Below are 24,674 nucleotides of genomic sequence, written 5' to 3' on the forward strand. Positions count from 1 at the left end.
CACCTGAGGCCCTGCGCACCTCACCGGGTCTCGACGACGCCTCGCTGGCGCTCGGCTGCTCGACCAGCGGCAGCCGGGAGACCGCCTCGGCCACGCGCCGTGCCTCTCCCGTAGCTGCCCCCACCGCCACCACCCATGACCCGGCACTAGGAGACGAGTACCCGAGGCCCGCATCTCACCGGGTCTCGACGACGCCTCGGTGGGGCTCGGCTGCTCGACCAGCGGGGCACCGTCCGGCGGCCTGAGGCGCGCACCCGAGGCCCTGCGCACCTGACCGAGTCTCGACGACGCCCCGCTGGCGCTCGGCTGCTCGACCAGCGGGGCACCGCCCGGCGGCCGGAGGTGAGCGCCCTGCGCGCCTCGCCGGGGCTCGGCTGCGCGACAGGCCGGGGTCAGTCGCCGAGGCCGCGGGCGTGCAGGGCGTCGCCGGTCTCGTGGGCGCGGGCGACGACGCGGACGACGAACGGTGTGAGGTGGGCGCGGGGGTGGCGGCCCAGGCCGCGGGCGCGGGCGGCGTCACGGGTCTCGAGGGCGAGGGTGAGGGTCGCGGGGAGGGCGGCGACGGCGAGGGAGAAGGCGAGCGCGACCCGCTCGGGGTTGACCCCGACCCGGCGGAACGGTCGCAACCACCGCACGATCGCGTCGAGCAGGGCGTTGACCGGGGTGGTGGCGGTGAGGACGAGCGCGGCGAGTGCGAGGGCGACCAGGTCGAGCGTGGTCTCGGCGGCGCGGGGGAGCCCGTTGACCCACCACTGGACCGCCGAGACCACGACGACGAGGACCAGCAGCCCGCGCAGCGCGCGTCCCACCGCCGCGAGCGCGACCCGGGCGAGGAGGGCGGCGCCGACCGCCAGGGCCAGCGTGACGAACGACGCCGGCATCGACCGGACGACCACGACGGCGACGCTGAAGACGGCGAGGAGGAGCACCTTCGGCCCGACCGGCATCCGGTGCAGCACCGTCCGGCCCGGCTGGTAGGTCCCGACGAGCAGCGGGTGGCTCACGGCGTGGTCACCGCGGCGACGTAGTGGGCCACGGCGGCGGCCGGCTCGCCGTCGTACGCCACGGCACCGTCGAGCACCACCAGCACCCGGTCGCAGCGGGCGGCCAGGTCGAGGTCGTGGGTGACCAGGACCAGCTGCTGGGGCAGCGAGAACAGCAGGTCGGCGATCCGCCGGGTGTTGGCCAGGTCGAGCAGCGTGGTCGGCTCGTCGGCGACCAGCACGTCGGGGGAGGTGGCGAGCACGCCGGCGAGGGCCAGCAGCTGCTTCTGCCCGCCGGAGAGGGCGTGCACCGACACGTCGGCGTGCCCGGCAAGGCCGTGCTCGGCGAGGACCGCGAGCGCGGCGGCGCGGCGGCGGGCGGGGTCGCGCTCGGTGCGCCGCAGGGACAGCTCGACGTCCTCCACGCAGGTGGGCATCACCAGCTGGGCGGACGGGTCGGTGAAGCAGAACCCCACCCGCCGGCGTACGGCGGCGCCCTCGCGCGCCACGTCGAGCCCGTCGACCAGCACCCGGCCGGACGTCGGCGCGACCAGCCCGTTGAGCAGCCGGGCGAGGGTGGACTTGCCCGAGCCGTTCGCGCCGACCACGCCGATCCGGTGCTCGGTGAGCGTCAGGGTCGTCGGCTCGAGGACGACGCGGTCCCCGTCGGGCGTGGGCACCGCGACGGACGCGGCGTCGAGGTCGATGCGGGGCACGCGAGCAGTATCAGCGGCGGTGCAGCAGCTGCGGGAACGCGCGGTGCACCTCGGCGGCGACGAGGGCGACGAGGGCGGCCTTGAGCAGGTCGCCGGCCCAGAACGGCGCGTCGTACCCCCACGCCACCGCCCAGGAGACGTCGAACCAGTACTTCATGCCGACGATCCCCAGCAGGTGGTTGACCACGACCGCGGGCACGGCGCAGAGGAACACCCAGAACGCCCGGCTCTTCCGCCTGCGCCCCGCCACCTGCCGCACGAGCAGCCCGGCGAGGCCGGCGACCAGCGGGAAGGACCACAGGTAGCCGGCGCTGGCGCCGGCGAACGAGCCCAGCCCGCCCTCCCTGCCGGAGAACACGGGCAGGCCCGCGGCCCCGAGGCCCAGGTAGAGCGCGACCGCGAGGAGGCCGCGGACCGGGCCCAGCACGCACCCGGCCAGCAGGATGCCGAAGGTCTGCAGCGTGATCTCCACGCCGGCGCCGCCGACGGGCACTCCTCCGACGAGCGCGCACGCCGCGACCAGGGCGGCGAACGCCGCGACCAGCGAGAGGTCCGTCGTCGTCAGTCGGGGACGGCGCGGCGCGGCGGTGGTGGGCTCGGAGGTCATCGTCATCGGTGGTCCTTCACGGAGGTGGCAGGCACCTGAACGCTGGTCAGGTGAACGGCGTTCAGGTTAGGGTGTGACCGGTCGTCCGGTCAACGGGACCGCACGACCACGGCCGAGGTGCGGCGGAGAGGGGCGGGACGGTGCGCAACCACCGGGTGGACGTGGTCGACCAGGCCCTGCGGGTGCTCGACGCCCACGGCCTCGCCGACCTCACGATGCGGCGGCTGGGCAAGGAGCTGGGCGTCCAGCCGAGCGCGCTCTACCACCACTTCCCGAGCAAGCAGCTCCTCCTCGCGGCGGTCGCCGACGAGCTCCTCGTCAGGGGAGCACGCCCGGCACCGGTCGGCACCTGGGAGCAGCGCGTGCTGGCCCTGTGCGTGGAGCTGCGGGACGCGATGCTGGCCTACCGCGACGGGGCCGAGGTCGTGGCCACCGTGCACGCCTTCGGGCTCGGCGCGCAGGCTCCCGAGCACGCCCTGGCCGAGGCCGTCGCCGGCTCGGGCGCACCCGACGACCTCGTCCGAGCCGCGACCCGCACCCTGCTCCACCTGGTCTTCGGTCACACGATGGACGAGCAGACCCACCTGCAGGCCGGCAGCGCCGGGGCGATCGAGGACGGCCCCCGCCAGCGCTCGGACTTCACCGTCGGTGTCGGCCTGGTGGTCGACGGGATCCGCGCACGCGTGGGCGCGGTCGGTGCGGCCGACGCGCAGCCGTAGGATCCGAGCGTGCTGATCCGTCTCCCGCTGTCGCTCCGCGCCGAGGAGCACGAGCTGAACCCCCTCGCGCCGCACCCGGTCGAGATCGCGATCATGGTGGGGACGCTGCTGGTGTTCCTCGCCCTCGTGGCGCTGGTCGTCGTGCTGGTCGTGCGGTCCCGCCGCCGGCGCTGACGAAGCGCTCAGCCCTCGACGAGCGCTCCGTGCTGCTCGGCGAGGAGGACGGCACCCGCCACGTCCAGCCTCGTACGACGCAGACGGGCCGTCGTCAGGTCGACCCCGTCGAGGGTGGCCCCCCGCAGGTCGGCGCCGTCGAGCACCGTTCCCTGGAGCACCGCGTCGGTGAGCAGGGCGTCGCGCAGCACCGCCCCGGTCAAGTCGGACGACGACAGGTCGCTCTCGCGGAGGTCGAGGCCGGTGAGGTCGAGGCGCGCCAGGCGCGTGCCCCGGACCGTGACGCCGCGCCAGACCCCGCCGCCGACGACCCGCAGCGACCGCAGGGTGCACTCGCTGAGCACCGACCCGGTGAGCTTGCAGCCCTCCAGGGTGGCGTCGGCGAAGGAAACCCGCCGGAAGTCGCAGCCCACGAACGCGGTCGAGACGTGCCGGGAGGAGTCGAGGCGGCCGCCGTGGAACGTGCACCGCTCGAAGACCGCTCCCCGCGAGGTCGCCCCGGTCAGGTCGACGCCGGTGAAGGTGCACCCGACGTACCGCGCGGCGCCGAGGTCCTCGCCGTACAGGTCCAGGTCGTGCAGGTGCTCGTCCTCGACGTCGACGGTGCTCATGGGCGTGAGCCAAGCACACGTCGCCGACGCTCACCCGCCGGCCAGCGACCAGCGGTGCAGCAGCCGGCAGCCGTCGGCCTCGTACCACGCCAGGTCCAGCGCGTCGACGCGGGAACGGGCCGGCAGCACCCCGCCCAGCAGCTCGAGCGTCGAGGCCTCCGTGACGGCGTCGGAGCGCAGGTCCAGGGTCAGGTGGGGGACCGGCTCGAACTCCCCGGCGTACGGCGGGCACTGCGGGAACGCCTGCGCCAGCCGCGCGGTCAGCTCGCGGAAGGGTCCGTCCGGCTGGGGCACGAGGTGGATGATCCCGTTCGGGAACGTCGCCACCTCGGCGAGCACGACGTCGAAGGCGGGGGTCGACGCCGCGATCGTGCCGACCGCCGCCAGGTCTCCGGCACCCGGCGCGGGCAGCCACGGCCCGAGCGCGGTCACGTGCGCGTGCACGAACGCCGGGTCGCTGGACACCCAGGCGGGGTCGTAGTGCGCGTGCCGGCCCCGCACGACCTGCTCGAGCGGCGGGACCGGCACCTGCAGCACGGTGTGGCCGGGATGCGTCACGCCGGGGAGTCAAGCACCCCCACCGGGTTCACCAGCGTGCCGGCGTACATCAGCGACTCCGCCTGGTCGGCGATGTCGACCATCTGCAGGGTGTTGCGCAGCTGCAGCCGGTTGAGGCAGCTGTGCCGGAACTCCGCCCGCAGCAGGTCGTACGCCGCGTGCCGCTCCGCCAGCTCGGGGTGGTCCTCGCGGTGGCGCACCAGGCAGTCGCGCACCTCCGCCCAGAACGCGCGCTCGTCCAGCACCCCGTCGAGGTGCAGGACCGCCGCCACGTGCCGCAGCACCCCGTCCAGGACGTCGGTGTGCAGCGCGAGGGCGCGGACGTCCTGCGGGACGTCGGCGCGGATCCGCTCGACCTCCGGCGGCAGCGGCTGGTCGTCCATGACCGCGACCTCCTCGCCGACGTCCTTCATCACGACGCGGTCGACGACGCCGTCGCGGAGCACCAGCACGAGGTTCTCGCCGTGGGGCATGAACGCCAGCTCGTGCGCGACCAGGCAGTGCGCGACCGGCCGGACGTAGGCGTCGAGCCAGCGCCGTACCCACTCCCGGGCGGGCAGCCCGGAGCGCGCCACCAGCGCGGAGACGAACGCGCGACCGTCGCCGTCGCGGTGCAGCAGCGAGGCCATCGTCGCCAGCCGCTCGCCCTCGGCGAGCCGGGGGAGCGGGCTCTCGCGCCAGAGCGCGGCGAGCATCTTCTGGTACGGCGACCGCACGCCCTGCCGCTCGGCGAGCCGGTGGTAGGCGTCGCCGGTGTAGCCGATCGCCGCCCGCTCGCGCAGCACCGTGAACCCGCATGCGCGGAGCTCGGGGTCGCCCTCGACCAGGCCGGCCACCCAGTCGTTGATGGCCGGCGTGGGACCCATGTAGGCGGGCGAGAGACCACGCAGGAAGCCCATGTTCTGCACCGCCAGCGCGGTCTTGACGTAGTGCCGCCCGGGCCGGCTGGTGTTGAAGAACGTCCGGATCGACTGCTGCGCCCGGTAGTGGTCGGGCCCCTCGCCGAGCGGCACGAGGTCGCGCCGCGCGACGTCGGGGGCGAAGGTCACCGCCACCCTGCTGCGCCACTGCCACGGGTGCAGCGGGAGGTAGAGGTACTCGCCCGGGTCGAGCCCCAGGTCGCGCAGCCGCTTCTCGAACCCCACGCGCGTGTCGTCGTCGAGCTCGGCCGCCCACAGCGCGTCCTCGGTGAGGTCCGCGGACAGCGAGAGCCGCGTGTGCTCGCGCCGGGCGGCGACCCACACCAGGCGGACCGGCGCACCCGCCTCGGGGGAGTACGCCGCGTGGTCGTCGACGCCGAAGCCGATCCGCCCGTTGTTGGCCAGGAAGCCCGGGTGGCCCTCGGTCATCGCGGCCTCGACCGCCTGGTAGCCCTCGGCCGCCGGGCGCTCCAGCAGCGTGTCGAGCAGCTCCTCGGCCGACCGCGTGGAGTGCTCGAGCTTCCAGGCCGCCGACGCGAGCGTGGCGGCGAGCTCCTCGAGGTAGGTGGGCAGCAGGCCGTCGGGGATGCCCAGCAGCGGCGCCAGCTCGACGACGAGGTCCTGCACGTCCAGCGGCGCCGGCTCGCCGTCGAGGGTCCGCTCGACGCTGGCCGGGTCGACGGCCCAGTGCTCGAGCGCGAGCCGCTCGGCACGGAACCGGTACGTCGCGCGGCCGTCGGGGGAGGCCAGCTCCCAGGCGCCGGGGGTGGTCGCGACCGGCTCCAGCAGGCGCTCGTGGGAGAGCTCGGAGAGCGCCTTGGTGACCAGGTGCCGCTGCGCGCGGGCCAGGTGGTCGGGCGCCAGGTGGTCGGCGAGCAGGTCGCTCGCGCGGCCGGTGGCCGCGGACGACGGGGTGGGCAGGGGGGACGGTCGGTCCAGGACGGACAGGACGGCCTCCTTCTCGACGGGGGTGGTCAGGTGGACGGTGCGGAGCTCGCGGAACCCGAAGGCGGTGTTCATCGCGCGGATCGCGCCGTTGCGGGCGTCGGGCTCGACCACCACGCGACGTACGGCGGGGTCGGCGAAGCAGTGGTCGAGGACGGCGGCGAAGACCCGGCGGGTGAAGCCCGGCACCGGGTCGCCGGTCGGCGGCGCGACGAGCACGTGCATGCCGAGGTCGCCGGGCCGCAGGTCGGGCAGGTCCGCGACCGGCGACTGCCCGGACCGGACCGGGTCGTAGGTCTCGGCCAGGAACGCCGGCTCGCCTCCGACCCGACCCAGCCAGGCGTGGTGGTGCGGGTCGTCGGCGATCGCGGCGTACTCCGCCGCGACGTCCTGCACGGTCGCGCCCTGCATCAGCCAGAACGCCGAGCGCGGGTGGGTGACCCAGCGGTGCAGCAGGCCGAGGTCGCGGTCCAGGTCGAGCGGCTCCAGGGTCGTGCCCGCGGAGGAGGGGGTCATCGCGGCACGCTCCGCAGGTGGTCGGGGACGCCGAAGGACTGCACGGCGATCCGCTTCTCCACGGGGTAGACCTCGCGGCCGGTCAGCGCCGCGATGATCACCGAGTTCCGGTAGGCACCCATGCCGAGGTCGGGAGCCACGAAGCCGTGGGTGTGCTCCTCGGCGTTCTGCACGAAGACCTCGGATCCGCCGTGGTCGACGGCGTAGGCCGCCGACGCGAGGTACCGCCCCTGCCCGTCCAGCCGCAGCCGGTCGCGCACCGGCTCGAGGAAGTCCGGCACGCGCGCGGCGTACCCGGTCGCGAGCACGAGGCCCTCGGTGCGCACCGAGACGTCCTCCCCGGTCTCGTCGTGGTGCAGCCCGAGCGTGTACGCCGTGCCGTCCCAGGCCGCCTCGGTCACGGCCGTGCCGGTCATCAGCGTGGTGCGCGGCCCGGCGCCCTGCACCCGCAGGCGGTAGTGCAGGTCGAAGATCGCGTCGACGAGGTCGCCGCTGATGCCCTTGTAGAGCGAGCGCTGCTCGCGCAGCAGCCGGTCGCGCGTCCCGGCCGGGAGCCCCTGGAAGTACGTCGTGTACTCCGGCGAGGTCATCTCGAGGGTGAGCTTGGTGTACTCCATCGGGAAGAACCGGGGGCTCCGCGTCAGCCACACCAGCTCGTAGTCGTGGTCGGGGCTCTCGCCGAGCAGGTCGTGGTAGATCTCCGCCGCGCTCTGCCCGCTGCCGACGATCGTGATCCGCGGCAGCCGCTGGAGCGCCTGCTTGTGGACGAGGTAGTCCGCGGAGTGGATGGCCGGCCCTCCGGCGTCGCGCACGCAGGAGAGCACGCGCGGCTGCGTGCCGGTGCCGAGCACGACCCGCCGGCCGCGGAACACCTCCCCGCGGGCGGTCGTCACCACGTAGCAGCTGCCGTCGTGCTCGACCGCGGTCACGGCCTGCCCGAAGCGCACCGACCCGAGCCGCTCGGCGGCCCAGCGGCAGTAGTCGTCGTACTCCCGCCGCAGCGGGTAGAAGGACTCGCGGATGTAGAACGGGTAGAGGTTGCCGGTCTCCTTGAGGTAGCTCAGGAACGACCAGCGCGAGGTCGGGTCGGCCATCGTCACCAGGTCGGCGAGGAACGGCACCTGCAGCGTCGCGTCGTCGAGCATCATCCCGGGGTGCCACGCCAGGTGGTCCCGCGCCTCGAGGAAGACACAGTCGAGGTCCTCGACCGGGTCGGCGAGGCAGGCGAGGCCGAGGTTGAACGGGCCCAGCCCGATGCCGACGACGTCGTGGACGTGGCCGGTGCTCATGCCGCCACCTCCGCGGTGAGCTCGCGGCCGAGCCCGGCGACGGCGTCGGTGACCGCGAGGACGTCCTCGAGGGTGGCCATCGGGTTCAGCAGGGTGAGCTTGAGCCAGCAGCGTCCGTCGACCTTGGTGGCGGCGACCATGGCCGCACCGCGCTCGTAGAGGGTGGCGCGGATGCGCCCGGCGAGCAGGTCGGCGGTGTCCTCCGCCAGCCCGGCGGGCCGGTAGCGGAACACCACCGTCGAGAGCTGCGGCGTCGCCGCGAGCTCGAGGTCCGGGTGGTCGGCCAGCCGCGCGCCGACCGCGGTGGCCAGGTCGACGACGTCCTCGACGTAGCCGCCGATGGTGTCGGGCCCCATCACGCGCAGCGTCAGCCACAGCTTGAGGGCGTCGAACCGGCGGGTGGTCTGCAGGCTCTTGTCGACCTGGTTGGGGTGCCCGGTGCCCTCGGGGTCCTTCGGGTTCAGGTAGTCGGCGTGCCAGGTCACGTGGCCGAGGTGGCGCCCGTCGCGGACGACCAGCGCGCTGGAGGAGACCGGCTGGAACCAGGTCTTGTGGTAGTCCACCGTCACCGAGTCGGCCCGCTCGATGCCGTCCAGGCGCGGGCGGAGCCGGGCGGAGGCGAGCATGCCGCCGCCGTACGCCGCGTCGACGTGCAGCCACGCGCCGTACGCCGAGGCGAGGGCGGCGACCGCCGGCAGCGGGTCGACCGCGCCGAAGTCGGTGGTGCCGGCCGTCGCGACGACGGCCATCGGCACCAGCCCCGCCTCCCGGACGCCGGCGAGCGCCCGGCCGAGCGCGGCGGGGTCCATCCGGTGGTCGGCGTCGACCGGGACGGTGAGGACCGCGTCAGGGGAGAGGCCCAGCAGTCGGGCGGCCTTCTGCACGCTGAAGTGGCCGTCGACCGAGGCCAGGACCCGCAGGTCCGTCACGGGGTGGCCGGCGACCAGCGCGGCGTCGCGCGCCAGGTGCAGCGCCTGGAGGTTGGACTGCGTCCCGCCGCTGGTGAAGATGCCGTCCGCGCCGGCTCCGAAGCCGATCCGGGCGGCGGTCCAGTCGACCAGGTGCCGCTCGACGAAGGTGCCTCCGACGCTCTGGTCGAAGGTGTCGAGGGAGGAGTTGACCGATGACACGAAGAGCTCGGCGAGGAGCGCCGGCACCACGACGGGGCAGTTGAGGTGCGCGACGTACGACGGGTCGTGGAACCAGACCGCGTCGTCGAGCCAGACCCGGCTCATCTCGGCGAGCGCGGCGCCGGTGTCGCCGAGCGGGCGGTCCAGGTCGACGTCGGCGACGACCTTCGCGGCCTGCTCGGGCAGCACGCCGGTCGCGGGCCCGGACTGGGCGCGCAGCGCGTCGGCGAGGTGGTCCAGGCCGAGGCGCATGCTGGCGAGGAAGTCGTCGAGGTGGTCGGGGTGGAACAGGTGGCGGGTGTCGCGGGCACGCTGGCGCGTCGGTGAGGCTGGGAGCACGAGCCTTGTCCTTCCGAGTTAGGTAAGGCTCACCTTATTGACACCCGATGACGGGTCCGCAACCCCTGGCCCGCTCCCTGGGACTCTTGTCACACTCCGGCCGCGTCGCGGCCGCGCGAGGCGGGAGGGCTCAGCGCGGGGAGAGGGCGACGATCGCGACGTCGTCGTGGGTGACGCCGGACTGGAACGCGACGACCTCGTCGGTGAGCGCCTCCACCAGGCTCGCGACGTCGCCGGTCCCGAGCCGGTCGAGGGTGGCCAGCAGGCGCTCGTCGCCGAAGTAGGCCTCCGCACCCCGCGCCTCGGTGACCCCGTCGGTGTAGAGCACGAGCGCCTCGCCCGGCAGCACCCGCAGCTCGACCTCGGCCCAGGTCTGGTCGCCGAGCACGCCCACGAGCGGGCCGCCCACCGCCAGCTCGACCGGGCGCCGGCCGGGCCGCAGCAGGATCGGCGGAGGGTGTCCGCCGGCGCTGACGGTGACCTGCCAGGCGCCGTCCGCCTCGCGCCTCATGCGCATCAGCACGACCGTGCAGAAGCGCTCGGTCTCGTGGGCGCCGACGACGTCGTTGAGCTCGGCCAGCAGGTCGGAGGGCCGGTGGTGGAGCACCGCGAGCGCGCGCACGGTATTGCGCACCAGCGAGGTCACGACCGCCGCGTCGACGCCCTTGCCGGACACGTCCCCGAGCACGACGACGTGCTCGTCGGGGGCCGTGGGGAAGACGTCGTAGAAGTCACCGCCGACCTGGGTGCCGTCGCCGGCGGGGCGGTACGCCGCGGCGAGGTCGAGGCCGGGGACCTGCGGCGGGACCGGCGGGATGAGCGTCTGCTGCAGGGTGCGGGCCAGCGAGCGGGCCCGGTCCTCGGCGGCCCGGGCCTCGTCGCGGGCGCGCAGCAGGTCCTGCTCGTAGCGCCGGCGCTCGGTCGCCTCGAAGACCGCGACGTGGACCTCCCGCTCCGCCCCGCCCGCCCCGTCCGGCCCGTCCGGCTCCCGCACGAGGGTCGCGTTGAGGAGCACCGGGAGCCGGGCCCCGTCCGCGCAGCGCAGGTCGACGGCCAGCTCGTGCACCGAGCCCTGGAGCCGCAGCAGCGGCGCGTAGTGGGTCTCGTGGAAGATCCGCCCGCCCGGGGTCAGCAGCTCGACCAGCCGTCGGCCGACCACCTCCTCGGCGCGCCGCGCCGTCCAGCGGAGGAACGTCGCGTTCACCGTCACGACCCGGCCGTCCGGGTCGGTCGTCAGGAGGCCGCACGGGGCCCGGTCGAGCAGCCGCGCGGCCGGCTCGGCCTGCTGGAGCCCACCCGTCGCGGGGCTCAGGCCGCGGCCTGCTCGTCGAGCCATGCGCGGATGGCGTCGGCCGTCAGCTCCGGGGAGCTGAGCTGGGGGCAGTGGCCGATGGCGTCGAGGACCACCAGGGTCGCGTCGGGCAGCTGCTCGGCGACGTACGCCCCCACCTCGACGGGGGCGATGACGTCCTCGCGGCACTGCAGGACCAGCGCCGGCACCGCCACGTGGGGCAGGTCGGCGCGGTTGTCGGAGAGGAACGTCGCCTCGGCGAAGCGGCGCGCGACGTCGGGGTGGGTGCGGCAGAACGCCGCTGTGAGCTCGTGGCCCAGCTCGGGTCGGTCGGGGTTCCCGACGATCGCCGGTGCCATGGCGGCCGACCAGCCCAGGTAGTTGCTGGCCAGGGAGGAGAGCAGCTCGTCGATGTCCTCGCGCGTGAAGCCGCCGGTGTAGCCGTCGTCGTCGAGGTAGCGGGGGGAGGGCCCGACCATGACCAGGCCCGCGAACAGCTCCGGCTCGGCGATGGTGGCCAGGGCCCCGATCATCGCCGCGACCGAGTGGCCGACCAGCACGACGTCGCGCAGGTCGAGGGCCTGCAGCACGTCGAGGAGGTCGGCGGCGTAGCCGTCGAGGTGCCGGTGCCGGTCGGGGTCGTACGCCGCGGGGTCGCTCCCGCCGGCGCCCGCGAAGTCGAACGTCACCACCCGGTGGCGGTCCGCGAACGCCGGGGCGACGTGCCGCCACATGCTCTGGTCGCACCCGAAGCCGTGGGCGAACACCAGGGGTGGGGCGTCGAGTGGTCCCTGGACGGTCACGGCGTGGCGCGTCACGGGGTCCATGCCGGTGACGCTAGCGGGGGGCCCGGCCGGCGGCCAAGAGTCGAACGGCTCCGTCCGGTCGCTTCAGTCGAGGCAGAACTCGTTGCCCTCGACGTCCTGCATCACCAGGCAGGACTCGTCGACCCCGTCGGCGGGCAGCAGCCGTACGTGCACGGCGCCGAGCGCCTCCAGCCGCGCCCCCTCGGCCTCGAGCGCCGCCACCCGCTCCTCGCCGACGAGTCCGGTGCCGACCCGCACGTCGAGGTGGACCCGGTTCTTCACGACCTTCCCCTCCGGGACGCGCTGGAAGAACAGCCGCGGCCCGGCACCCGTCGGGTCGACGCAGGCGAACGCCGAGCCCTGGTGCTCCGGCGGGAGCGAGGCGTCGAAGTCCGCCCACGAGCCGAAGCCCTCCGGCGGCGGCGGCACGACGTACCCCAGCACCTCGCACCAGAAGCGTGCGACCCGCTCCGGGTCCGCGCAGTCGAACGTCACCTGGACCTGCCGCACCGTCGCCGTCGCCATTGACGCACCCTAGTCCGCGGACCGCGCCTCGGTCAGCCGTCGCGGGAGCTTCAGCGGCCAGCCGACGAAGCTCCCGGTGGGCCGCTGAAACTTCATCGGCCAAGCGCCAGTTCCATCGGCCGGCCGATGAGATGTCGGCCGACCGAGCGGCCGCTCGACGATGTCGCCCTCGTGCTCGCCGCGGACGGTCAGGGCCGGCTCGGGGCCGTGGACCTGACGCTGTCCGACCCCTGATCCCGGCCCCGATCCCGGCCCTGACCCTGGCCGGGACCAGCGCTGACACCGGCGACCGCCAGCAGGCGCTCGCACTCCTCGACCAGCCGCCGGCGCAGGGGAGCGCCGCGCTCGGCGAAGGCGCGCTGCGCGGCGACGTACTCCTGCTTGCCCTCGGGCGTCTCGACGCGCACCGGGTCGAAGCCCAGGTCCTGCAGGTCGTACGGCGCGGCCCGCATGTCGAGCTCGCGGATGTCCCGCGCCAGCTCGAAGCAGTCCGCGACCACGTCCGAGCTGATCATCGGCGTGAGGCGGAAGGCGTGCTTGTAGAGGTCCATGCCCGCGTGCAGGCAGGCCGGCTGCTCGAACGCCGGCCGGTCGGCGCTGGTGGGCCGCAGCGTGTTCAGTGGACGGGCCGGGCCGGTGAAGAACCGGTAGGCGTCGAAGTGGGAGCAGGCCACCTTGTGCGACTCCACGACCGCGTCGGTGCCGGCCGGACCCAGGCGCAGCGGCCAGTCGGCGTGCCGCGTCTCGTCCTCCTCGAGCCGGTAGACCATCGCCCACTCGTGCATCCCGAAGCAGCCGAAGTTCGCGGGTCGCCCCTCGGTGGCCGTCAGCAGGGTGTGCAGCGACTCGAGCAGGGGCCGCTGAGAGCGCACGTGCTCGGCCGTGACGGTGACGACGTCCCCGGCCGTGCCGCCCGGGAGGACCCCGTACCCCTTGAGGTCGGAGAGCTCGTCGGCGCCGACCAGCCCCGTGCCGTGGCCCGGGTGCCAGCGCCGCAGCTGCGCGGGCCGCTGGGAGTAGTAGGTGAAGAGGAAGTCGTGGACCGGGTGCTTGACCCGTCCCTCGCGGCGCGTGAGGTGGGGGCGCACGAACGTGTCGACGCGGGCCGCGTGTGCCGCGGCTCTCGCCTGCCACTCGGCCCGGTCCAGCACCTCCACGGGCGTCGATGCTAGGTCGATAGTGTCGTGGTGTGCGCATCGCGAGATTCACCACAGGCGAGGACCCGCAGTACGGCGTCGTGACCGGCGACCTCGACGAGTTCGGCCAGCCCGGCGAGGACGCGGTCGTCGTCGCGCTCGCGGGCGACCCGTTGTACGTCGGCGTGAAGCTGCTCGACACCGAGCACCGGTTGGAGGACGTCCGGCTGCTGGCGCCGGTGCTGCCGCGCAGCAAGGTCGTCGGCATCGGCCGCAACTACGCCGCGCACGCCGCCGAGATGGGCAACGACCTCCCGACCGAGCCGCTGATGTTCCTCAAGCCCAACACCAGCGTGGTCGGGCCCGGCGACCCGATCTTCTACCCGCCGCAGACGAGCAACCTCCACTTCGAGGGCGAGCTCGCGGTGGTCATCGGCCGGATCTGCCGCGACGTGCCGCCGGAGCAGGCGACCGACGTCATCCACGGCTACACCATCGCCAACGACGTGACCGCGCGCGACCTGCAGAAGGGCGACGTGCAGTTCACCCGGGCCAAGGGCTTCGACTCCTTCTGCCCGCTGGGTCCCTGGATCGAGACCGACCTGGACCCCCAGCACTTCGCCGAGGGGGTCCGGGTCCAGACCTACCTCAACGGCGACCTGAAGCAGGACGGCAGCACCGCCGACCTGATCTTCGACGTCCCGACGCTCGTCTCGTACGTCTCGAGCGTGATGACGCTGCTGCCCGGCGACGTCATCCTCACCGGCACCCCGGAGGGTGTCGGTCCGATGGAGGTGGGCGACGAGGTCGAGATCTCGATCGCCGGCCTCGGCACTCTCACGAACAAGGTGGCCCAGCGTTGAGCAGCACCCCCGTCCGCGTCCGGATGGCCCCGTCCCCGACCGGCAGCCCGCACGTCGGCCTCGCCCGCACCGCCCTCTACAACTGGGCGTTCGCGCGGCGGCACGGCGGCACCTTCGTCTTCCGGATCGAGGACACCGACAAGGAGCGCAACACCCAGGAGTCCTACGACTCGCTCATCGACCTGATGCAGTGGCTCGGCCTCTCCTGGGACGAGGGCGTCGTGGTCGGCGGCCCGCACGGCCCCTACCGGCAGTCCGAGCGCACCGACATCTACACCGACGTGCTGGCGCGGCTGCGCGAGTCGTCCTACACCTACGACTGCTTCTGCACCACCGAGGAGGTCGACGCGCGCCGCAAGGAGTCCGGCTCCAAGGTGCTGGGGTACGACGGGTTCTGCCGCGACCTGTCCGCGGAGCAGCGTGCGGCGTTCGAGGCCGAGGGCCGCGCGCCGGTCGTGCGGTTCCGGATGCCCGACGGGTCGATCACCTTCGACGACCTCGTCCGCGGGGAGATCACCTTCCAGACCGAGCACGTGCCGGACTTCGCGCTGGCCCGCGCCAACGGCGACCCGCTCTACACGCTGACCGCCCCGGTCGACGACGCCACGATGGAGATCACCCACGTCCTCCGCGGTGAGGACCTGCTCTCCAGCACGCCCCGCCAGATCGCGCTTTTCGAGGGGCTCAAGGCGATCGGCGTGGCGAAGGAGACCCCGGCGTTCGGCCACCTGCCCTACGTCATGGGGGAGGGCAACAAGAAGCTCTCCAAGCGCGACCCGCAGGCCCACATGGCGCTCTACCGGGAGCAGGGCTTCCTCCCCGAGGGACTGCTCAACTACCTCGCGCTGCTGGGCTGGTCGATCGCGGCCGACCGCGACGTCTTCACGCTCGAGGAGATGGTCGAGGCCTTCGACATCGGCGACGTCAACCCCAACCCGGCACGCTTCGACCTGAAGAAGGCCGAGGCGATCAACGCCGCCCAGATGCGGCTGCTGTCGGTCGAGGAGATCACCCAGCGGGCGCTGCCGTTCCTCGAGGGCGCCGGCGTGGTCGACGCCACCTCCGCGGCCGACCGGCAGCTGCTGGACCTGGCGATGCCGCTGGTGACCGAGCGGATCAACAAGCTCACCGAGGCCGTCGACATGCTCGGGTTCCTCTTCGTAGCCGAGGAGGACTTCACGCGCGACGAGGCCGACGCCGCGAAGCTGCTGGACGAGAAGGGCGTCGAGGTCGTGCAGGCGGCGTACGACGCCGTCGAGGGGCTCGAGACGTGGAGCACCGCGGCCATCCAGGAGGCGCTGCAGGGCAAGCTGGTCGAGGAGCTGGGCCTGAAGCCGCGCAACGCCTTCGGGCCCGTCCGCGTCGCGATCACCGGGCGCCGGGTCTCCCCGCCGCTGTTCGAGTCGATGGAGCTGCTGGGGCGCGACCGCAGCCTCTCCCGCCTCCGCTCCGCGCTGGGCTGACCCCGTGACGCAGGCCCCCGCGCCGTACGCGCCCGTCCCGGTGGAGACCGGCCTCACCTACGAGCGGCTCCACCGGCTCGGGCGCACGGGCTGGTGGCGGCCGCTGGTCGGCGTGCTGTTCCTCGTCGTGCTCGTGCTGGTCCTCCAGATGGTCACGACGGTCGTGCTGGCGCTGGCCCTGGTGCTGCGCGGCGACACCGTCGACCAGGCGCTCGACCGGCTCGCGGGGGACACCGTCACCCCGTCGTTCCTGGCGCTGGTCAACATCGGCTGGGCGCTCGCCATCCCGGCGGTGTGGCTGGTCGGCTTCGCCCTGCACCGGATGCGGCCGGGCTGGGTGTCCTCGGTGGGCCTGCGGCTGCGGTGGAAGTGGTTCGCCGCCTGCTTCGGCGTGGCGTTCCTGGCGCTGTTCGCGACCCTGCTCGTCTCGGCGCTGCTGCCCGCGCAGGCCGACGGCGCCGAGGTGTCGACAGACCTCAACGAGTTCACGCGGACCACGCGTGACTTCGCGCTCGTCGTGCTGCTGCTCACCCCGCTGCAGGCCGCGGGGGAGGAGTACGCCTTCCGGGGCTACCTCACCCAGGCGTTCGGCGGCCTGGTCCGCTGGCGCTGGGTCGCCGTGGTCGTGCCGGCGTTCCTCTTCGCCCTCGCCCACGGCCTGGGGCAGGACCTGCCGATCTTCTTCGACCGGTTCGCCTTCGGCCTCGTCGCCGGCACGCTCGTGGTCCTCACCGGCGGGCTGGAGGCCGGGATCGCTATGCACGTGCTGAACAACTGGCTGGCCTTCGGCATCGCCCTGGCGTTCGGTGACATGACCTCGGCGCTCAACCCCACCGGCGGCACCTGGTGGAGCATCCCGGTGACCCTGACCCAGTCGCTGGTGTTCCTCGGCCTGACCCTGCTCGTGGCGCGGATGATGGGCGTCGGGAGGACGGTCGACCGGGCCGTTTTGGAGCGCCGAAACACTCGCGTGTAAGGTTCTCGACCGTGCCCACCGCCACGGCGGAGGGCACGAAACTGCCGTCATAAGTCTTGTCGGTCAGTGGGATATGGTGTAATTGGCAGCACGACTGGTTCTGGTCCAGTTAGTCTAGGTTCGAGTCCTAGTATCCCAGCGAGTCGCAGGTCCCAGGTCTCCTCGGAGGCACCGGAAAGCCCGCGATTTTGTGCGAACGACAGCCCCGGCTAGAGTTCCGCAGGCGCTCGAGAGAGTGCCAAGGCAAGCCCCCGTTGTGTAGCGGCCTAGCACGCCGCCCTCTCAAGGCGGTAGCGCCGGTTCGAATCCGGTCGGGGGTACGTCGCAGCAGGGCCCGGATCCGCTCTGGATCCGGGCCCTGACTCATTTCCGGCTGCTCCGCTGCCCGGTCTCGGTCGAGCAGCCCGGGCGCCGGTCCTCAGGCGCAGAGACCGTTGGCCGCGGCGACGTCCTTGGACCCGCTCTGCTCGTCGCCGCTGATCGCGTCGCGACCGAAGGTCCCGAGCGGCTCGTCGTCGACGACCTTCGTCCACAGGCGGTCGGCCTCGGGCGTGAGGTACAGCCGCCCGTAGTCCGGGTCGCCGACAGCGAACTCCGCGACCGGCGCGGTGACGAAGCGGATCTTCGCCAGGTCCGCCCGGCGGAGGGACCGAGCGAGGTCGGCGAGGTCGGTGACGCTCGCCAGGTCGGGGCTGGTCTGGATGGAGCCGGCGAGGGCGTTGGCGAACCCGAAGACGCGGTCGGGGCGGGTCAGGGTCCCTGCCGACATCAGCGTCGCCAGCATCGAGGAGACGAAGGCCTGCTGGCGCCGCATCCGGCCCAGGTCGGAGTTGGGGGTCGAGCTGCGCTGGCGCACGTAGGCGAGGGCGTCCTCGCCGTCGAGGACCTGCGTCCCCGCGTCGAGGTGGATCCGGTGCTCGGGGTCGTCGATCTCGGCCGGGATGCACACCTCGACGCCGCCGAGGGCGCCGACCATCTCCTTGAACCCGCCGAAGTCGACCACCACGTAGTCGTCGACGTAGACCCCCGTCACGGCCTCCACCTGCGTCGCGGTGCAGGCGGCGCCGCCGAGGGCGTACGCCTCGTTCCACATCGCGTCGCCGTCGCCGGGCACCACCTCGCCGTCGACCTCGCAGTCGGGTCGCTCGACGAGGGTGTCGCGCGGGATCGAGATGCCGTACGCCGAGCGCCGGCCCTCCGCGACGTGCAGCAGCATCGTCAGGTCCGACCCGCCGCCACCCGCCTCGCCGTCGATCCCGCAGCCCGCGCACGCGCGCTCGTCGGTGCCGATGACGAGGATGTTCAGCGAGCTGGTGGGCAGCTTCGGCTGCTCGCGGACGACCCCCGCGGTGTGGGGGATGGACGCGCCCTCGTCGATGCGTCCGTCGAGGTGGCGGACGACGAGGACGACGGCGATGCCGGTGACCAGGGCCAGGCACAGCTGGGTGACCAGCACGACCTTGAGGACGGTTCGGCGGTACGTGCGGTGGGCCACATCGCCCATCGTCCCAGGCGGACGGGCGCGGCGCGGCCGATCGCGGACGGCGGCAGTGTCCGATTCCCGCCAGCCGACGTCGGCGGCGTGGGCGAGGATGGGGCTGTGACGACGACCGACGGCGACCTCCGACTGGACCCCGAGTCCTGCTACCGCGCGGTGAAGTCGCGGGACCGTCGCTTCGACGGCGTCTTCTGGACCGCCGTGCGGACGACCGGGATCTACTGCCGGCCCAGCTGCCCGGCGCGCACCCCGGCGTACGGCAACGTCACCTTCCACCCCAGCGCCGCGGCGGCCCAGGCGGCCGGCTACCGGGCCTGCAAGCGGTGCCTGCCGGACGCGACCCCGGGCAGCCCGGACTGGGACGTCGCGGCGACGGTGGCCGGCCGGGCGATGCGGCTGCTCGCGGACGGCGTGGTCGACCGGGAGGGGGTCGAGGGGCTCGCCCGCCGGGTGGGTTACACCCCGCGCCACCTCTCCCGGATCCTCCTGGCCGAGCTCGGCGCCGGCCCCCTGGGCCTGGCGCGCGCCCGTCGCGCCCAGACCGCCCGCGTGCTGATCGAGACCACCGACCTGGCCTACGCCGACGTGGCCTTCGCCGCCGGGTTCGCGAGCGTCCGGCAGTTCAACGACACCGTCCGCGAGGTGTACGCCGCGTCCCCGACCCAGCTGCGCGGTCGTCGCGACCGGCGCGGCGGCGACGGCACCGTGACGATGCGGCTCGCCGTCCGCACCCCCTTCGCGGGCCGTGCGCTGCTGGACTTCCTCGCCTACCACCTGGTCCCGGGGGTGGAGGTCGCCGGCGACGGCTGGTACGCCCGGACCCTCGACCTGCCGCACGGGCCGGGCGTCGTGCGCCTCGACCTCGCCGACGAGCGGGACCCTGGGCGGACGGCGTTCGTCGCCGCGACGCTCACCCTGCACGACCTCCGCGACACGACCGCCGCCGTCGAGCGCGCCCGGCGCCTCCTCGACGCCGACTGCGACCCCGTGGCCGTCGACGACCACTTCGCCGGCGACCCGGTCGTCGGGCCGCTCGTGCGTGCCTGCCCGGGGTTGCGCGTGCCGGGCCAGGTCGACGGTGACGAGACCGCCCTGCGCACCGTCGTCGGGCAGCAGGTCAGCGTCGCGGGCGCCCGCACGGTGCTCGGGCGCCTGGTCGCCGAGCACGGCCGCCCGGTGGACACCGACGTCCCGGGCCTCACCCACCTGTTCCCGGACGCGGCCACGCTGGCCGCGGTGGACCCGGCGACCCTGCCGATGCCGCGGGCGCGTGGTCGGGCGCTCGTCGGCCTCGCCACGGCGCTCGCGGCCGGCGACGTCGCGCTCGACCGGGGCGCGGAACGCGGCGACGTGCGCCGCCGGCTCCTCGCCCTGCCCGGCATCGGGCCCTGGACGGCCGACTACGTCGCCATGCGCGCCCTGGCGCACCCCGACGTCTTCCTGCCGACCGACGTCGGCGTGCGCAACGCCCTGCGCGGGCTCGGCCACGACGACGTCTCCGTCACCAGGCTCGTCGCCGGGGCGGACGACTGGCGGCCCTGGCGCTCCTACGCGCTGCTGCACCTGTGGAACACCCTGATGCCACCCACCGCACCACCGGACCGGACGGAGGCCACCTGAGATGTGGACCGTGATCGAGAGCCCCGTCGGCGAGCTGCGCCTCGTCGAGCGCGACGACGCGCTGGTCGCGATCGAGTTCGCCCCCGTCGTCGAGCTGGCGGAGGAGAACCGCGACGACACCCACCCCCTGCTCGTCGAGACCGCGCGCCAGCTGCGCGCCTACTTCGACCGCGAGCTCGAGGAGTTCGACCTGCCGCTCGCGCCGGTCGGCAGCGACTTCCAGCAGCGGGTGTGGGCCGAGCTGCGCCGGATCGGGTACGGCGAGACCGCGTCGTACGGCCAGGTGGCGCTGCGGCTCGGCATGACCGCCGCCGCGTCCCGCGCGGTCGGCCTGGCCAACGGGCGCAACCCGATCCCCATCGTCGTGCCCTGCCACCGGGTGATCGGCGCCAACGGCACGCTGACCGGGTACGCCGGCGGCCTGCCGCGCAAGCAGCTGCTGCTCGGCCTGGAGTCCGCCGGGCTGTTCTGACGGGCAGGGGGCGTCACTCCGCGGCGGCGCGGCGCAGCGACTCCGAGAGCCGCTCGGCAGCCGCGAGCACCGCGGGGGCGTGCATGCGACCGGGCTGGCGGGAGAGCCGCTCGAGCGGGCCGGAGACGGAGACCGCGGCGATGACCTTGCCGCCGGGGGAGCGGACCGGCGCCGAGACCGACGCGACGCCCTGCTCGCGCTCGCCCACGGACTGCGCCCAGCCGCGGCGGCGGATGCCGGAGAGCGCGGCGGCGGAGAAGGCGGAGTTCTGCAGGCCACGGTGCATCCGCTCGGGGTCCTCCCACGCCAGGAGCACCTGGGCGGCCGAGCCGGCGCGCATCGTCAGCTGGGAGCCCACGGGGATCGTGTCGCGCAGGCCCGAGGGGCGCTCGGCGGCGGCGACGCACACCCGGTGCTCGCCCTGCCGGCGCCACAGCTGCGCGGACTCGCCGGTGATGTCGCGCAGTCGCGCGAGCACCGGCCCGGCGGTGGCGAGCAGCCGGTCCTCGCCGGCGGCGGCGGACAGCTCGGCGAGGCGGGGGCCCAGCACGAAGCGGCCCTGCATGTCGCGGGCCACCAGGCGGTGGTGCTCGAGGGCGACGGCGAGGCGGTGCGCGGTGGGGCGGGCCAGGCCGGTCCCGGCGACGAGCCCGGCCAGGGTGGCGGGGCCCGACTCGAGGGCGGTGAGCACGAGAGCGGCCTTGTCGAGCACGCCCACTCCGCTGGTGGTGTCCATATGGCAATACTGCCGTCTCGCATCATGGGATGCAAGGGTCTACAGTGGGGACGTACCGAGAAGTACGTCACGAGCACGTCATGAGGGAGAGACACCATGGGTCGGACCCTGTCCGAGAAGGTCTGGGACGAGCACGTCGTCCGCTCGACGCCGGGAGAGCCGGACCTGCTCTACATCGACCTCCACCTCATCCACGAGGTGACCTCGCCGCAGGCCTTCGACGGCCTCCGGCTCGCGGGCCGGCAGGTCCGCCGCCCCGACCTGACCCTGGCCACCGAGGACCACAACGTCCCGACGCTGGACTGGGACAAGCCGATCGCGGACCCGGTATCCCGCACGCAGGTCGAGACCCTGCGGCGCAACGCCGCGGAGTTCGGCGTCCGCCTGCACCCGCTCGGCGACCTCGACCAGGGCATCGTCCACGTCGTCGGCCCGCAGCTGGGCCTGACCCAGCCGGGCATGACGATCGTGTGCGGCGACAGCCACACCAGCACCCACGGGGCCTTCGGTGCGATCGCCTTCGGCATCGGCACCTCCGAGGTCGAGCACGTGCTGGCCACCCAGACGCTGATGCAGGCCAAGCCCAAGACGATGGCCGTCACCATCAACGGCAGCCTGCCCGAGGGCGTCACGGCCAAGGACATGGTCCTGAACCTCATCGCGCACACCGGCACCGGCGGCGGCCAGGGCTACATCGTGGAGTACCGCGGCCAGGCCATCGAGGAGCTCTCGATGGAGGGCCGGATGACGGTGTGCAACATGAGCATCGAGTGGGGCGCCAAGGCCGGGATGATCGCGCCCGACCAGACGACCTTCGACTACATCGCCGGCCGCCCCGAGGCGCCGACCGGCGCCGACTGGGACGCGGCCGTCGAGCACTGGGCGAGCCTGCGCACCGACGACGACGCGGTCTTCGACAAGGAGATCGTGCTCGACGCCAGCGTGATGACCCCGTTCGTCACCTGGGGCACCAACCCGGGCCAGGGCGTGCCGCTGGGCGCGGCCGTCCCGGTGCCCGCCGACTTCGAGGACGTCAGCGACCAGGTCGCCGCCGAGAAGGCCCTGGAGTACATGGGTCTCGAGGCCGGCACCCCGATGCGCGAGGTGAAGGTCGACACCGTCTTCGTCGGCTCCTGCACCAACGGCCGGATCGAGGACCTTCGGCTGGCCGCCGACATCATCAAGGGCCACCACGTCGCCGCCGACACGCGCCTGCTCGTCGTCCCCGGCTCGGTCCGGGTGCGGCTGCAGGCCGAGGAGGAGGGCCTGGACGTGGTCTTCAAGGAGGCGGGCGCCGAGTGGCGCGGCGCCGGCTGCTCGATGTGCCTGGGCATGAACCCCGACACCCTCCAGCCCGGCGAGCGCAGCGCCTCGACCTCCAACCGCAACTTCGAGGGCCGCCAGGGCAAGGGCGGGCGCACCCACCTGGTCTCGGTGCCGGTGGCTGCCGCCACGGCCGTCCGCGGCACCCTCTCCTCGCCCGCCGACCTCGAGCCCGTCGCCGCGCCGGCGACCGTCTGAACCGGAGCACGTCCATGGAGAAGTTCACGACCCACACCGGCGTCGGCGTCCCGCTGCGCCGCAGCAACGTCGACACCGACCAGATCATCCCCGCGGTCTACCTCAAGCGGGTGACCCGCACCGGCTTCGAGGACGGGCTCTTCGCAGCCTGGCGCAACGACCCGTCCTTCGTCCTCAACAACCCGGTGTACGCCGCCGGCTCGGTGCTCGTCGCCGGGCCGGACTTCGGCACCGGCTCCTCGCGCGAGCACGCCGTCTGGGCGCTGCAGAACTACGGCTTCAAGGCGGTCATCTCGCCGCGGTTCGCCGACATCTTCCGCGGCAACTCCGGCAAGGCCGGGCTGCTGGCCGCCCAGGTCGACGAGAAGGTCGTGCAGCGGCTCTGGGACCACCTCGACGAGCACCCGGGCGCCTCCATCACCGTCGACCTGGAGACCCGGACCGTCCGCGCCGGCGAGGGCGTCGACGCGATCGAGGACTCCTTCGACATCGACGACTACACCCGGTGGCGGCTCCTGGAGGGCCTCGACGACATCGGCATCACCCTCGGCCACGAGGGCGACATCTCCACCTACGAGGGCTCGCGCCCGCAGTGGAAGCCGGTCACCCAGCACGCCTGAACCGGCTCCCGCCAGCGCCCGCTGCCGACGTCCTGCGCCGACGACCGCCTCCCGCGGTCGTCGGCGCGGTCGTTGTGGCCCGGGCCACTTGTCCCTAGCGTGCGTGCTCGAGGGTCGAGCACGAGCTCGGCGTCCGGGGTTCGTCGGAAGGACAGCCAGATGAACAAGTCCGAGCTCATCGACACGCTCGCCGAGCGGTTCGACGGCAACAGGAAGGCGGCGGCGCACGCGCTGGAGTCGGTGGTCGACACCATCACCCGCGAGGTGGCCAAGGGCAACAAGGTCGCGATCACGGGCTTCGGCTCGTTCGAGAAGCGGGTCCGCGACGCGCGCTGGGTGCGCAACCCCTCGACGGGCGAGCGGGTCAAGGCCGAGAAGACCGCCGTGCCGAAGTTCAAGGCCGGCGCCCAGCTCAAGGACGTCGTCTCCGGGGCCAAGAAGCTCCCGGCGCTGACCGTCGCCGCCTCGACGGGTGCTGCGCGGGCGGCGGCCGGTGCGGCCCTCAAGGCCGCGCCCGTCGGGCCCGGCAAGGGCTCGGCCGCGGCCGGGAAGTCCGCGGGCAAGTCGGCGGGGAAGTCCGGGGGGAAGCAGCCCGCCAAGGCGCCGGCCAAGACGAGCGCGGCGGCGCCGACCGCGGGGAAGTCGGCCGTCACCACCTCCGCGGCGACGACGAAGGCGGCGGCCAAGAAGTCGCCGGCGACCAAGTCCGCCGGCACGAAGGCCGCGGCCTCGAGGACGACCCCGGCCAAGAAGGCGACCCCGGCCAAGAAGGCGACCCCGGCGAAGAAGGCGACCCCGGCGAAGAAGGCGACCGCCAAGAAGACGAGTGCCGCAGGGAGCACCGCCAAGAAGAGCACCGCCAAGACGAGCGCCGCGAAGAAGGCACCAGTCACGAAGACCGCCGCGAAGAAGACCCCCGCGAAGAAGGCCGCCGGCGGCTCCAGCTGACCACCGGCGGACCAGGCGCCTCAGGCCAGGCCGAGCTCCTCGACGAGCGGCGCCGTCCTCGGGCCCAGCCCGAGGACGGCGGCCTCGCGGAGGTCGTCGAGGTCGTCGACGTCGCGCCGCAGCGTCCGCAGCCCGCCGCGCACCTCGAGCGCGCCGACGGCCAGGTGAGCCTCACGCGAGCCGACGCCGAACTGCGGGTCGAACTCGGCGTACGGCGCGGTGTAGAGCGTCGTGCCGAGCCCGGCGGCGTCGGCGACGAACGACGCCCCTCCCGGGACCAGTCCGTGCAGGGCGTCGTCGAGGTCCTCGGCCCGCAGGGCCGGGAGGTCGGCGCACAGCGCCACCGGCTCGAGCTCGGGCCAGCGGCGCCCCGCCTCCGCGACGGCCTGCCGCAGCGCGGAGTTGAGGTCGTTGGTGTCGCCGTCGGGGATGGCGGCGCACCCGAGCGCCACCAGCTGCGCGCTGAACCCCGCGTCGTCGGTCGCCACGAGCACCTGTGCGACCGCGTCGGCGGCCAGGCAGGCGGCGACGGTGTCGACCGCGAACGCCGCGGCGAGGCGGCGTCGTTGGTCGTCGCCGAGGCCGCCGAGGCGGGACTTCCCGAAGGCGGGAGGCTTGACGGGGACGACCACGACGAAGCGGGCGGGGGAGCGAGGTCCCGGGGGCTGGGCAGACATCGCTCCCGATCCTCT

25 protein-coding genes and 2 tRNA genes are annotated in these 24,674 nt (G+C 73.8%); 12 read left to right on the forward strand and 15 right to left on the reverse strand.

All coding sequences use genetic code 11. From position 1 onward, the window contains the following. Window positions 1–392: 392 nt before the first annotated feature. Genes AB0N29_RS03175 through AB0N29_RS03185 form a run of 3 tightly spaced genes read right to left on the reverse strand, consistent with a single transcriptional unit; the run spans window position 393 to window position 2,312 of the window. Window positions 393–1,004, reverse strand: a complete 612-nt coding sequence (locus AB0N29_RS03175) for a CbiQ family ECF transporter T component (protein WP_364864050.1) — start codon at window positions 1,002–1,004, stop codon at window positions 393–395. Next, complete coding sequence (locus AB0N29_RS03180; RefSeq protein WP_302270504.1) at window positions 1,001–1,699, reverse strand: ABC transporter ATP-binding protein; 699 nt, start codon at window positions 1,697–1,699, stop codon at window positions 1,001–1,003. Before AB0N29_RS03180 ends, AB0N29_RS03175 begins: the two co-directional genes overlap by 4 nt. 10 nt (window positions 1,700–1,709) lie before the next feature. After that, the gene (locus AB0N29_RS03185; RefSeq protein WP_364864052.1) at window positions 1,710–2,312 is read right to left on the reverse strand and encodes a biotin transporter BioY; all 603 of its coding nucleotides are present in this window, start codon (window positions 2,310–2,312) and stop codon (window positions 1,710–1,712) included. A 134-nt stretch (window positions 2,313–2,446) separates the two neighbouring features. Here AB0N29_RS03185 and AB0N29_RS03190 point away from each other — a divergent pair, with 134 nt between their 5' ends. Both AB0N29_RS03190 and AB0N29_RS03195 read left to right on the forward strand, forming a co-directional pair. Beyond that, complete coding sequence (locus AB0N29_RS03190; RefSeq protein WP_364864054.1) at window positions 2,447–3,025, forward strand: TetR family transcriptional regulator; 579 nt, start codon at window positions 2,447–2,449, stop codon at window positions 3,023–3,025. A gap of 9 nt (window positions 3,026–3,034) precedes the next feature. After that, complete coding sequence (locus AB0N29_RS03195; protein WP_302270508.1) at window positions 3,035–3,199, forward strand: hypothetical protein; 165 nt, start codon at window positions 3,035–3,037, stop codon at window positions 3,197–3,199. Between the two features lie 8 nt (window positions 3,200–3,207). Here AB0N29_RS03195 and AB0N29_RS03200 read toward each other — a convergent pair whose 3' ends face one another. The 9 genes from AB0N29_RS03200 to AB0N29_RS03240 form a co-directional block, all read right to left on the reverse strand. Further along, entirely contained in the window at window positions 3,208–3,810 is a 603-nt protein-coding gene (locus AB0N29_RS03200; protein ID WP_364864056.1) for a pentapeptide repeat-containing protein, read from the reverse strand. Between the two features lie 30 nt (window positions 3,811–3,840). Beyond that, a complete protein-coding gene (locus AB0N29_RS03205) occupies window positions 3,841–4,368 on the reverse strand; it encodes a 2'-5' RNA ligase family protein (protein ID WP_364864058.1) in 528 nt (175 codons plus the stop codon). After that, window positions 4,365–6,749, reverse strand: a complete 2,385-nt coding sequence (locus tag AB0N29_RS03210) for a GNAT family N-acetyltransferase (RefSeq protein ID WP_364864060.1) — start codon at window positions 6,747–6,749, stop codon at window positions 4,365–4,367. The genes AB0N29_RS03205 and AB0N29_RS03210 overlap by 4 nt, the downstream gene beginning before the upstream one ends. Further along, a complete protein-coding gene (locus AB0N29_RS03215) occupies window positions 6,746–8,038 on the reverse strand; it encodes a SidA/IucD/PvdA family monooxygenase (RefSeq protein WP_364864062.1) in 1,293 nt (430 codons plus the stop codon). Before AB0N29_RS03215 ends, AB0N29_RS03210 begins: the two co-directional genes overlap by 4 nt. Beyond that, a complete protein-coding gene (locus AB0N29_RS03220) occupies window positions 8,035–9,507 on the reverse strand; it encodes an aspartate aminotransferase family protein (RefSeq protein WP_364864064.1) in 1,473 nt (490 codons plus the stop codon). The genes AB0N29_RS03215 and AB0N29_RS03220 overlap by 4 nt, the downstream gene beginning before the upstream one ends. A gap of 130 nt (window positions 9,508–9,637) precedes the next feature. Continuing rightward, on the reverse strand, window positions 9,638–10,843 hold the full coding sequence (locus AB0N29_RS03225) for a SpoIIE family protein phosphatase (RefSeq protein WP_364864066.1): 1,206 nt from the start codon (window positions 10,841–10,843) through the stop codon (window positions 9,638–9,640). Next, complete coding sequence (locus tag AB0N29_RS03230; RefSeq protein WP_364864068.1) at window positions 10,816–11,625, reverse strand: alpha/beta hydrolase; 810 nt, start codon at window positions 11,623–11,625, stop codon at window positions 10,816–10,818. Before AB0N29_RS03230 ends, AB0N29_RS03225 begins: the two co-directional genes overlap by 28 nt. Before the next feature lie 63 nt (window positions 11,626–11,688). After that, complete coding sequence (locus tag AB0N29_RS03235) at window positions 11,689–12,129, reverse strand: VOC family protein (RefSeq protein WP_364864070.1); 441 nt, start codon at window positions 12,127–12,129, stop codon at window positions 11,689–11,691. 188 nt (window positions 12,130–12,317) lie between these two features. After that, entirely contained in the window at window positions 12,318–13,286 is a 969-nt protein-coding gene (locus tag AB0N29_RS03240; RefSeq protein WP_364864072.1) for a 3-methyladenine DNA glycosylase, read from the reverse strand. A 32-nt stretch (window positions 13,287–13,318) separates the two neighbouring features. Here AB0N29_RS03240 and AB0N29_RS03245 point away from each other — a divergent pair, with 32 nt between their 5' ends. The 5 genes from AB0N29_RS03245 to AB0N29_RS03265 all read left to right on the forward strand — a co-directional run bounded on the left by AB0N29_RS03245 (window position 13,319) and on the right by AB0N29_RS03265 (window position 16,887). Then, window positions 13,319–14,128, forward strand: coding sequence for a fumarylacetoacetate hydrolase family protein (locus AB0N29_RS03245; protein WP_302270524.1), 810 nt, complete (start codon window positions 13,319–13,321; stop codon window positions 14,126–14,128). Window positions 14,129–14,151: 23 nt separating this feature from the next. Next, window positions 14,152–15,591 carry a glutamate--tRNA ligase gene (gene gltX, locus AB0N29_RS03250; protein ID WP_364865430.1) on the forward strand — a complete coding sequence of 480 codons (1,440 nt, stop codon included), beginning with the start codon at window positions 14,152–14,154 and terminating at the stop codon, window positions 15,589–15,591. A 4-nt stretch (window positions 15,592–15,595) separates the two neighbouring features. Next, complete coding sequence (locus AB0N29_RS03255; RefSeq protein WP_302270526.1) at window positions 15,596–16,567, forward strand: CPBP family intramembrane glutamic endopeptidase; 972 nt, start codon at window positions 15,596–15,598, stop codon at window positions 16,565–16,567. Between the two features lie 67 nt (window positions 16,568–16,634). After that, window positions 16,635–16,706, forward strand: a tRNA-Gln gene (locus AB0N29_RS03260). Between the two features lie 108 nt (window positions 16,707–16,814). Next, window positions 16,815–16,887, forward strand: a tRNA-Glu gene (locus tag AB0N29_RS03265). 98 nt (window positions 16,888–16,985) lie between these two features. Here AB0N29_RS03265 and AB0N29_RS03270 read toward each other — a convergent pair. Next, a complete protein-coding gene (locus tag AB0N29_RS03270; RefSeq protein ID WP_302270528.1) occupies window positions 16,986–18,062 on the reverse strand; it encodes an LCP family protein in 1,077 nt (358 codons plus the stop codon). Window positions 18,063–18,167: 105 nt separating this feature from the next. On the opposite strand from AB0N29_RS03270, the gene AB0N29_RS03275 reads away from it, so the two are divergent. Together AB0N29_RS03275 and AB0N29_RS03280 are read left to right on the forward strand one after the other, a co-directional pair. After that, on the forward strand, window positions 18,168–19,685 hold the full coding sequence (locus AB0N29_RS03275; RefSeq protein WP_364864076.1) for an AlkA N-terminal domain-containing protein: 1,518 nt from the start codon (window positions 18,168–18,170) through the stop codon (window positions 19,683–19,685). 1 nt (window position 19,686) lies between these two features. Next, window positions 19,687–20,157, forward strand: coding sequence for a methylated-DNA--[protein]-cysteine S-methyltransferase (locus AB0N29_RS03280; RefSeq protein WP_364864078.1), 471 nt, complete (start codon window positions 19,687–19,689; stop codon window positions 20,155–20,157). 13 nt (window positions 20,158–20,170) lie between these two features. On the opposite strand, the gene AB0N29_RS03285 is transcribed toward AB0N29_RS03280, so the two are convergent. Then, window positions 20,171–20,893, reverse strand: a complete 723-nt coding sequence (locus AB0N29_RS03285) for an IclR family transcriptional regulator (protein WP_154615004.1) — start codon at window positions 20,891–20,893, stop codon at window positions 20,171–20,173. Between the two features lie 96 nt (window positions 20,894–20,989). On the opposite strand from AB0N29_RS03285, the gene leuC reads away from it, so the two are divergent. From leuC to AB0N29_RS03300, 3 genes are all read left to right on the forward strand, one after another. Continuing rightward, entirely contained in the window at window positions 20,990–22,414 is a 1,425-nt protein-coding gene (gene leuC, locus AB0N29_RS03290) for a 3-isopropylmalate dehydratase large subunit (RefSeq protein WP_364864081.1), read from the forward strand. 14 nt (window positions 22,415–22,428) lie between these two features. Then, window positions 22,429–23,034 carry a 3-isopropylmalate dehydratase small subunit gene (gene leuD / locus AB0N29_RS03295; RefSeq protein ID WP_364864083.1) on the forward strand — a complete coding sequence of 202 codons (606 nt, stop codon included), beginning with the start codon at window positions 22,429–22,431 and terminating at the stop codon, window positions 23,032–23,034. 159 nt (window positions 23,035–23,193) lie between these two features. Then, window positions 23,194–23,982, forward strand: a complete 789-nt coding sequence (locus AB0N29_RS03300; RefSeq protein WP_364864085.1) for an HU family DNA-binding protein — start codon at window positions 23,194–23,196, stop codon at window positions 23,980–23,982. A 20-nt stretch (window positions 23,983–24,002) separates the two neighbouring features. Here AB0N29_RS03300 and cofC read toward each other — a convergent pair whose 3' ends face one another. Beyond that, entirely contained in the window at window positions 24,003–24,659 is a 657-nt protein-coding gene (cofC, locus tag AB0N29_RS03305) for a 2-phospho-L-lactate guanylyltransferase (protein ID WP_302270539.1), read from the reverse strand. Window positions 24,660–24,674: the final 15 nt, after the last annotated feature.

Origin of the sequence: Nocardioides sp. NPDC092400, assembly GCF_040684155.1 — a bacterium.
In the GTDB taxonomy this organism is placed as follows: Bacteria; Actinomycetota; Actinomycetes; order Propionibacteriales; family Nocardioidaceae; genus Nocardioides.

Coding starts and splice junctions, on each gene's coding strand:
- AB0N29_RS03185 (WP_364864052.1), bottom strand. CDS start 2,312: ATGACGATGACCTCCGAGCCCACCACCGCCGCGCCGCGCCGTCCCCGA.
- AB0N29_RS03200 (WP_364864056.1), bottom strand. CDS start 3,810: ATGAGCACCGTCGACGTCGAGGACGAGCACCTGCACGACCTGGACCTG.
- AB0N29_RS03210 (WP_364864060.1), bottom strand. CDS start 6,749: ATGACCCCCTCCTCCGCGGGCACGACCCTGGAGCCGCTCGACCTGGAC.
- AB0N29_RS03215 (WP_364864062.1), bottom strand. CDS start 8,038: ATGAGCACCGGCCACGTCCACGACGTCGTCGGCATCGGGCTGGGCCCG.
- AB0N29_RS03225 (WP_364864066.1), bottom strand. CDS start 10,843: ATGGCTCGACGAGCAGGCCGCGGCCTGAGCCCCGCGACGGGTGGGCTC.
- AB0N29_RS03230 (WP_364864068.1), bottom strand. CDS start 11,625: ATGGACCCCGTGACGCGCCACGCCGTGACCGTCCAGGGACCACTCGAC.
- AB0N29_RS03235 (WP_364864070.1), bottom strand. CDS start 12,129: ATGGCGACGGCGACGGTGCGGCAGGTCCAGGTGACGTTCGACTGCGCG.
- gltX (WP_364865430.1), top strand. CDS start 14,152: ATGGCCCCGTCCCCGACCGGCAGCCCGCACGTCGGCCTCGCCCGCACC.
- AB0N29_RS03280 (WP_364864078.1), top strand. CDS start 19,687: ATGTGGACCGTGATCGAGAGCCCCGTCGGCGAGCTGCGCCTCGTCGAG.
- AB0N29_RS03285 (WP_154615004.1), bottom strand. CDS start 20,893: ATGGACACCACCAGCGGAGTGGGCGTGCTCGACAAGGCCGCTCTCGTG.
- leuC (WP_364864081.1), top strand. CDS start 20,990: ATGGGTCGGACCCTGTCCGAGAAGGTCTGGGACGAGCACGTCGTCCGC.
- leuD (WP_364864083.1), top strand. CDS start 22,429: ATGGAGAAGTTCACGACCCACACCGGCGTCGGCGTCCCGCTGCGCCGC.
- AB0N29_RS03300 (WP_364864085.1), top strand. CDS start 23,194: ATGAACAAGTCCGAGCTCATCGACACGCTCGCCGAGCGGTTCGACGGC.
- cofC (WP_302270539.1), bottom strand. CDS start 24,659: ATGTCTGCCCAGCCCCCGGGACCTCGCTCCCCCGCCCGCTTCGTCGTG.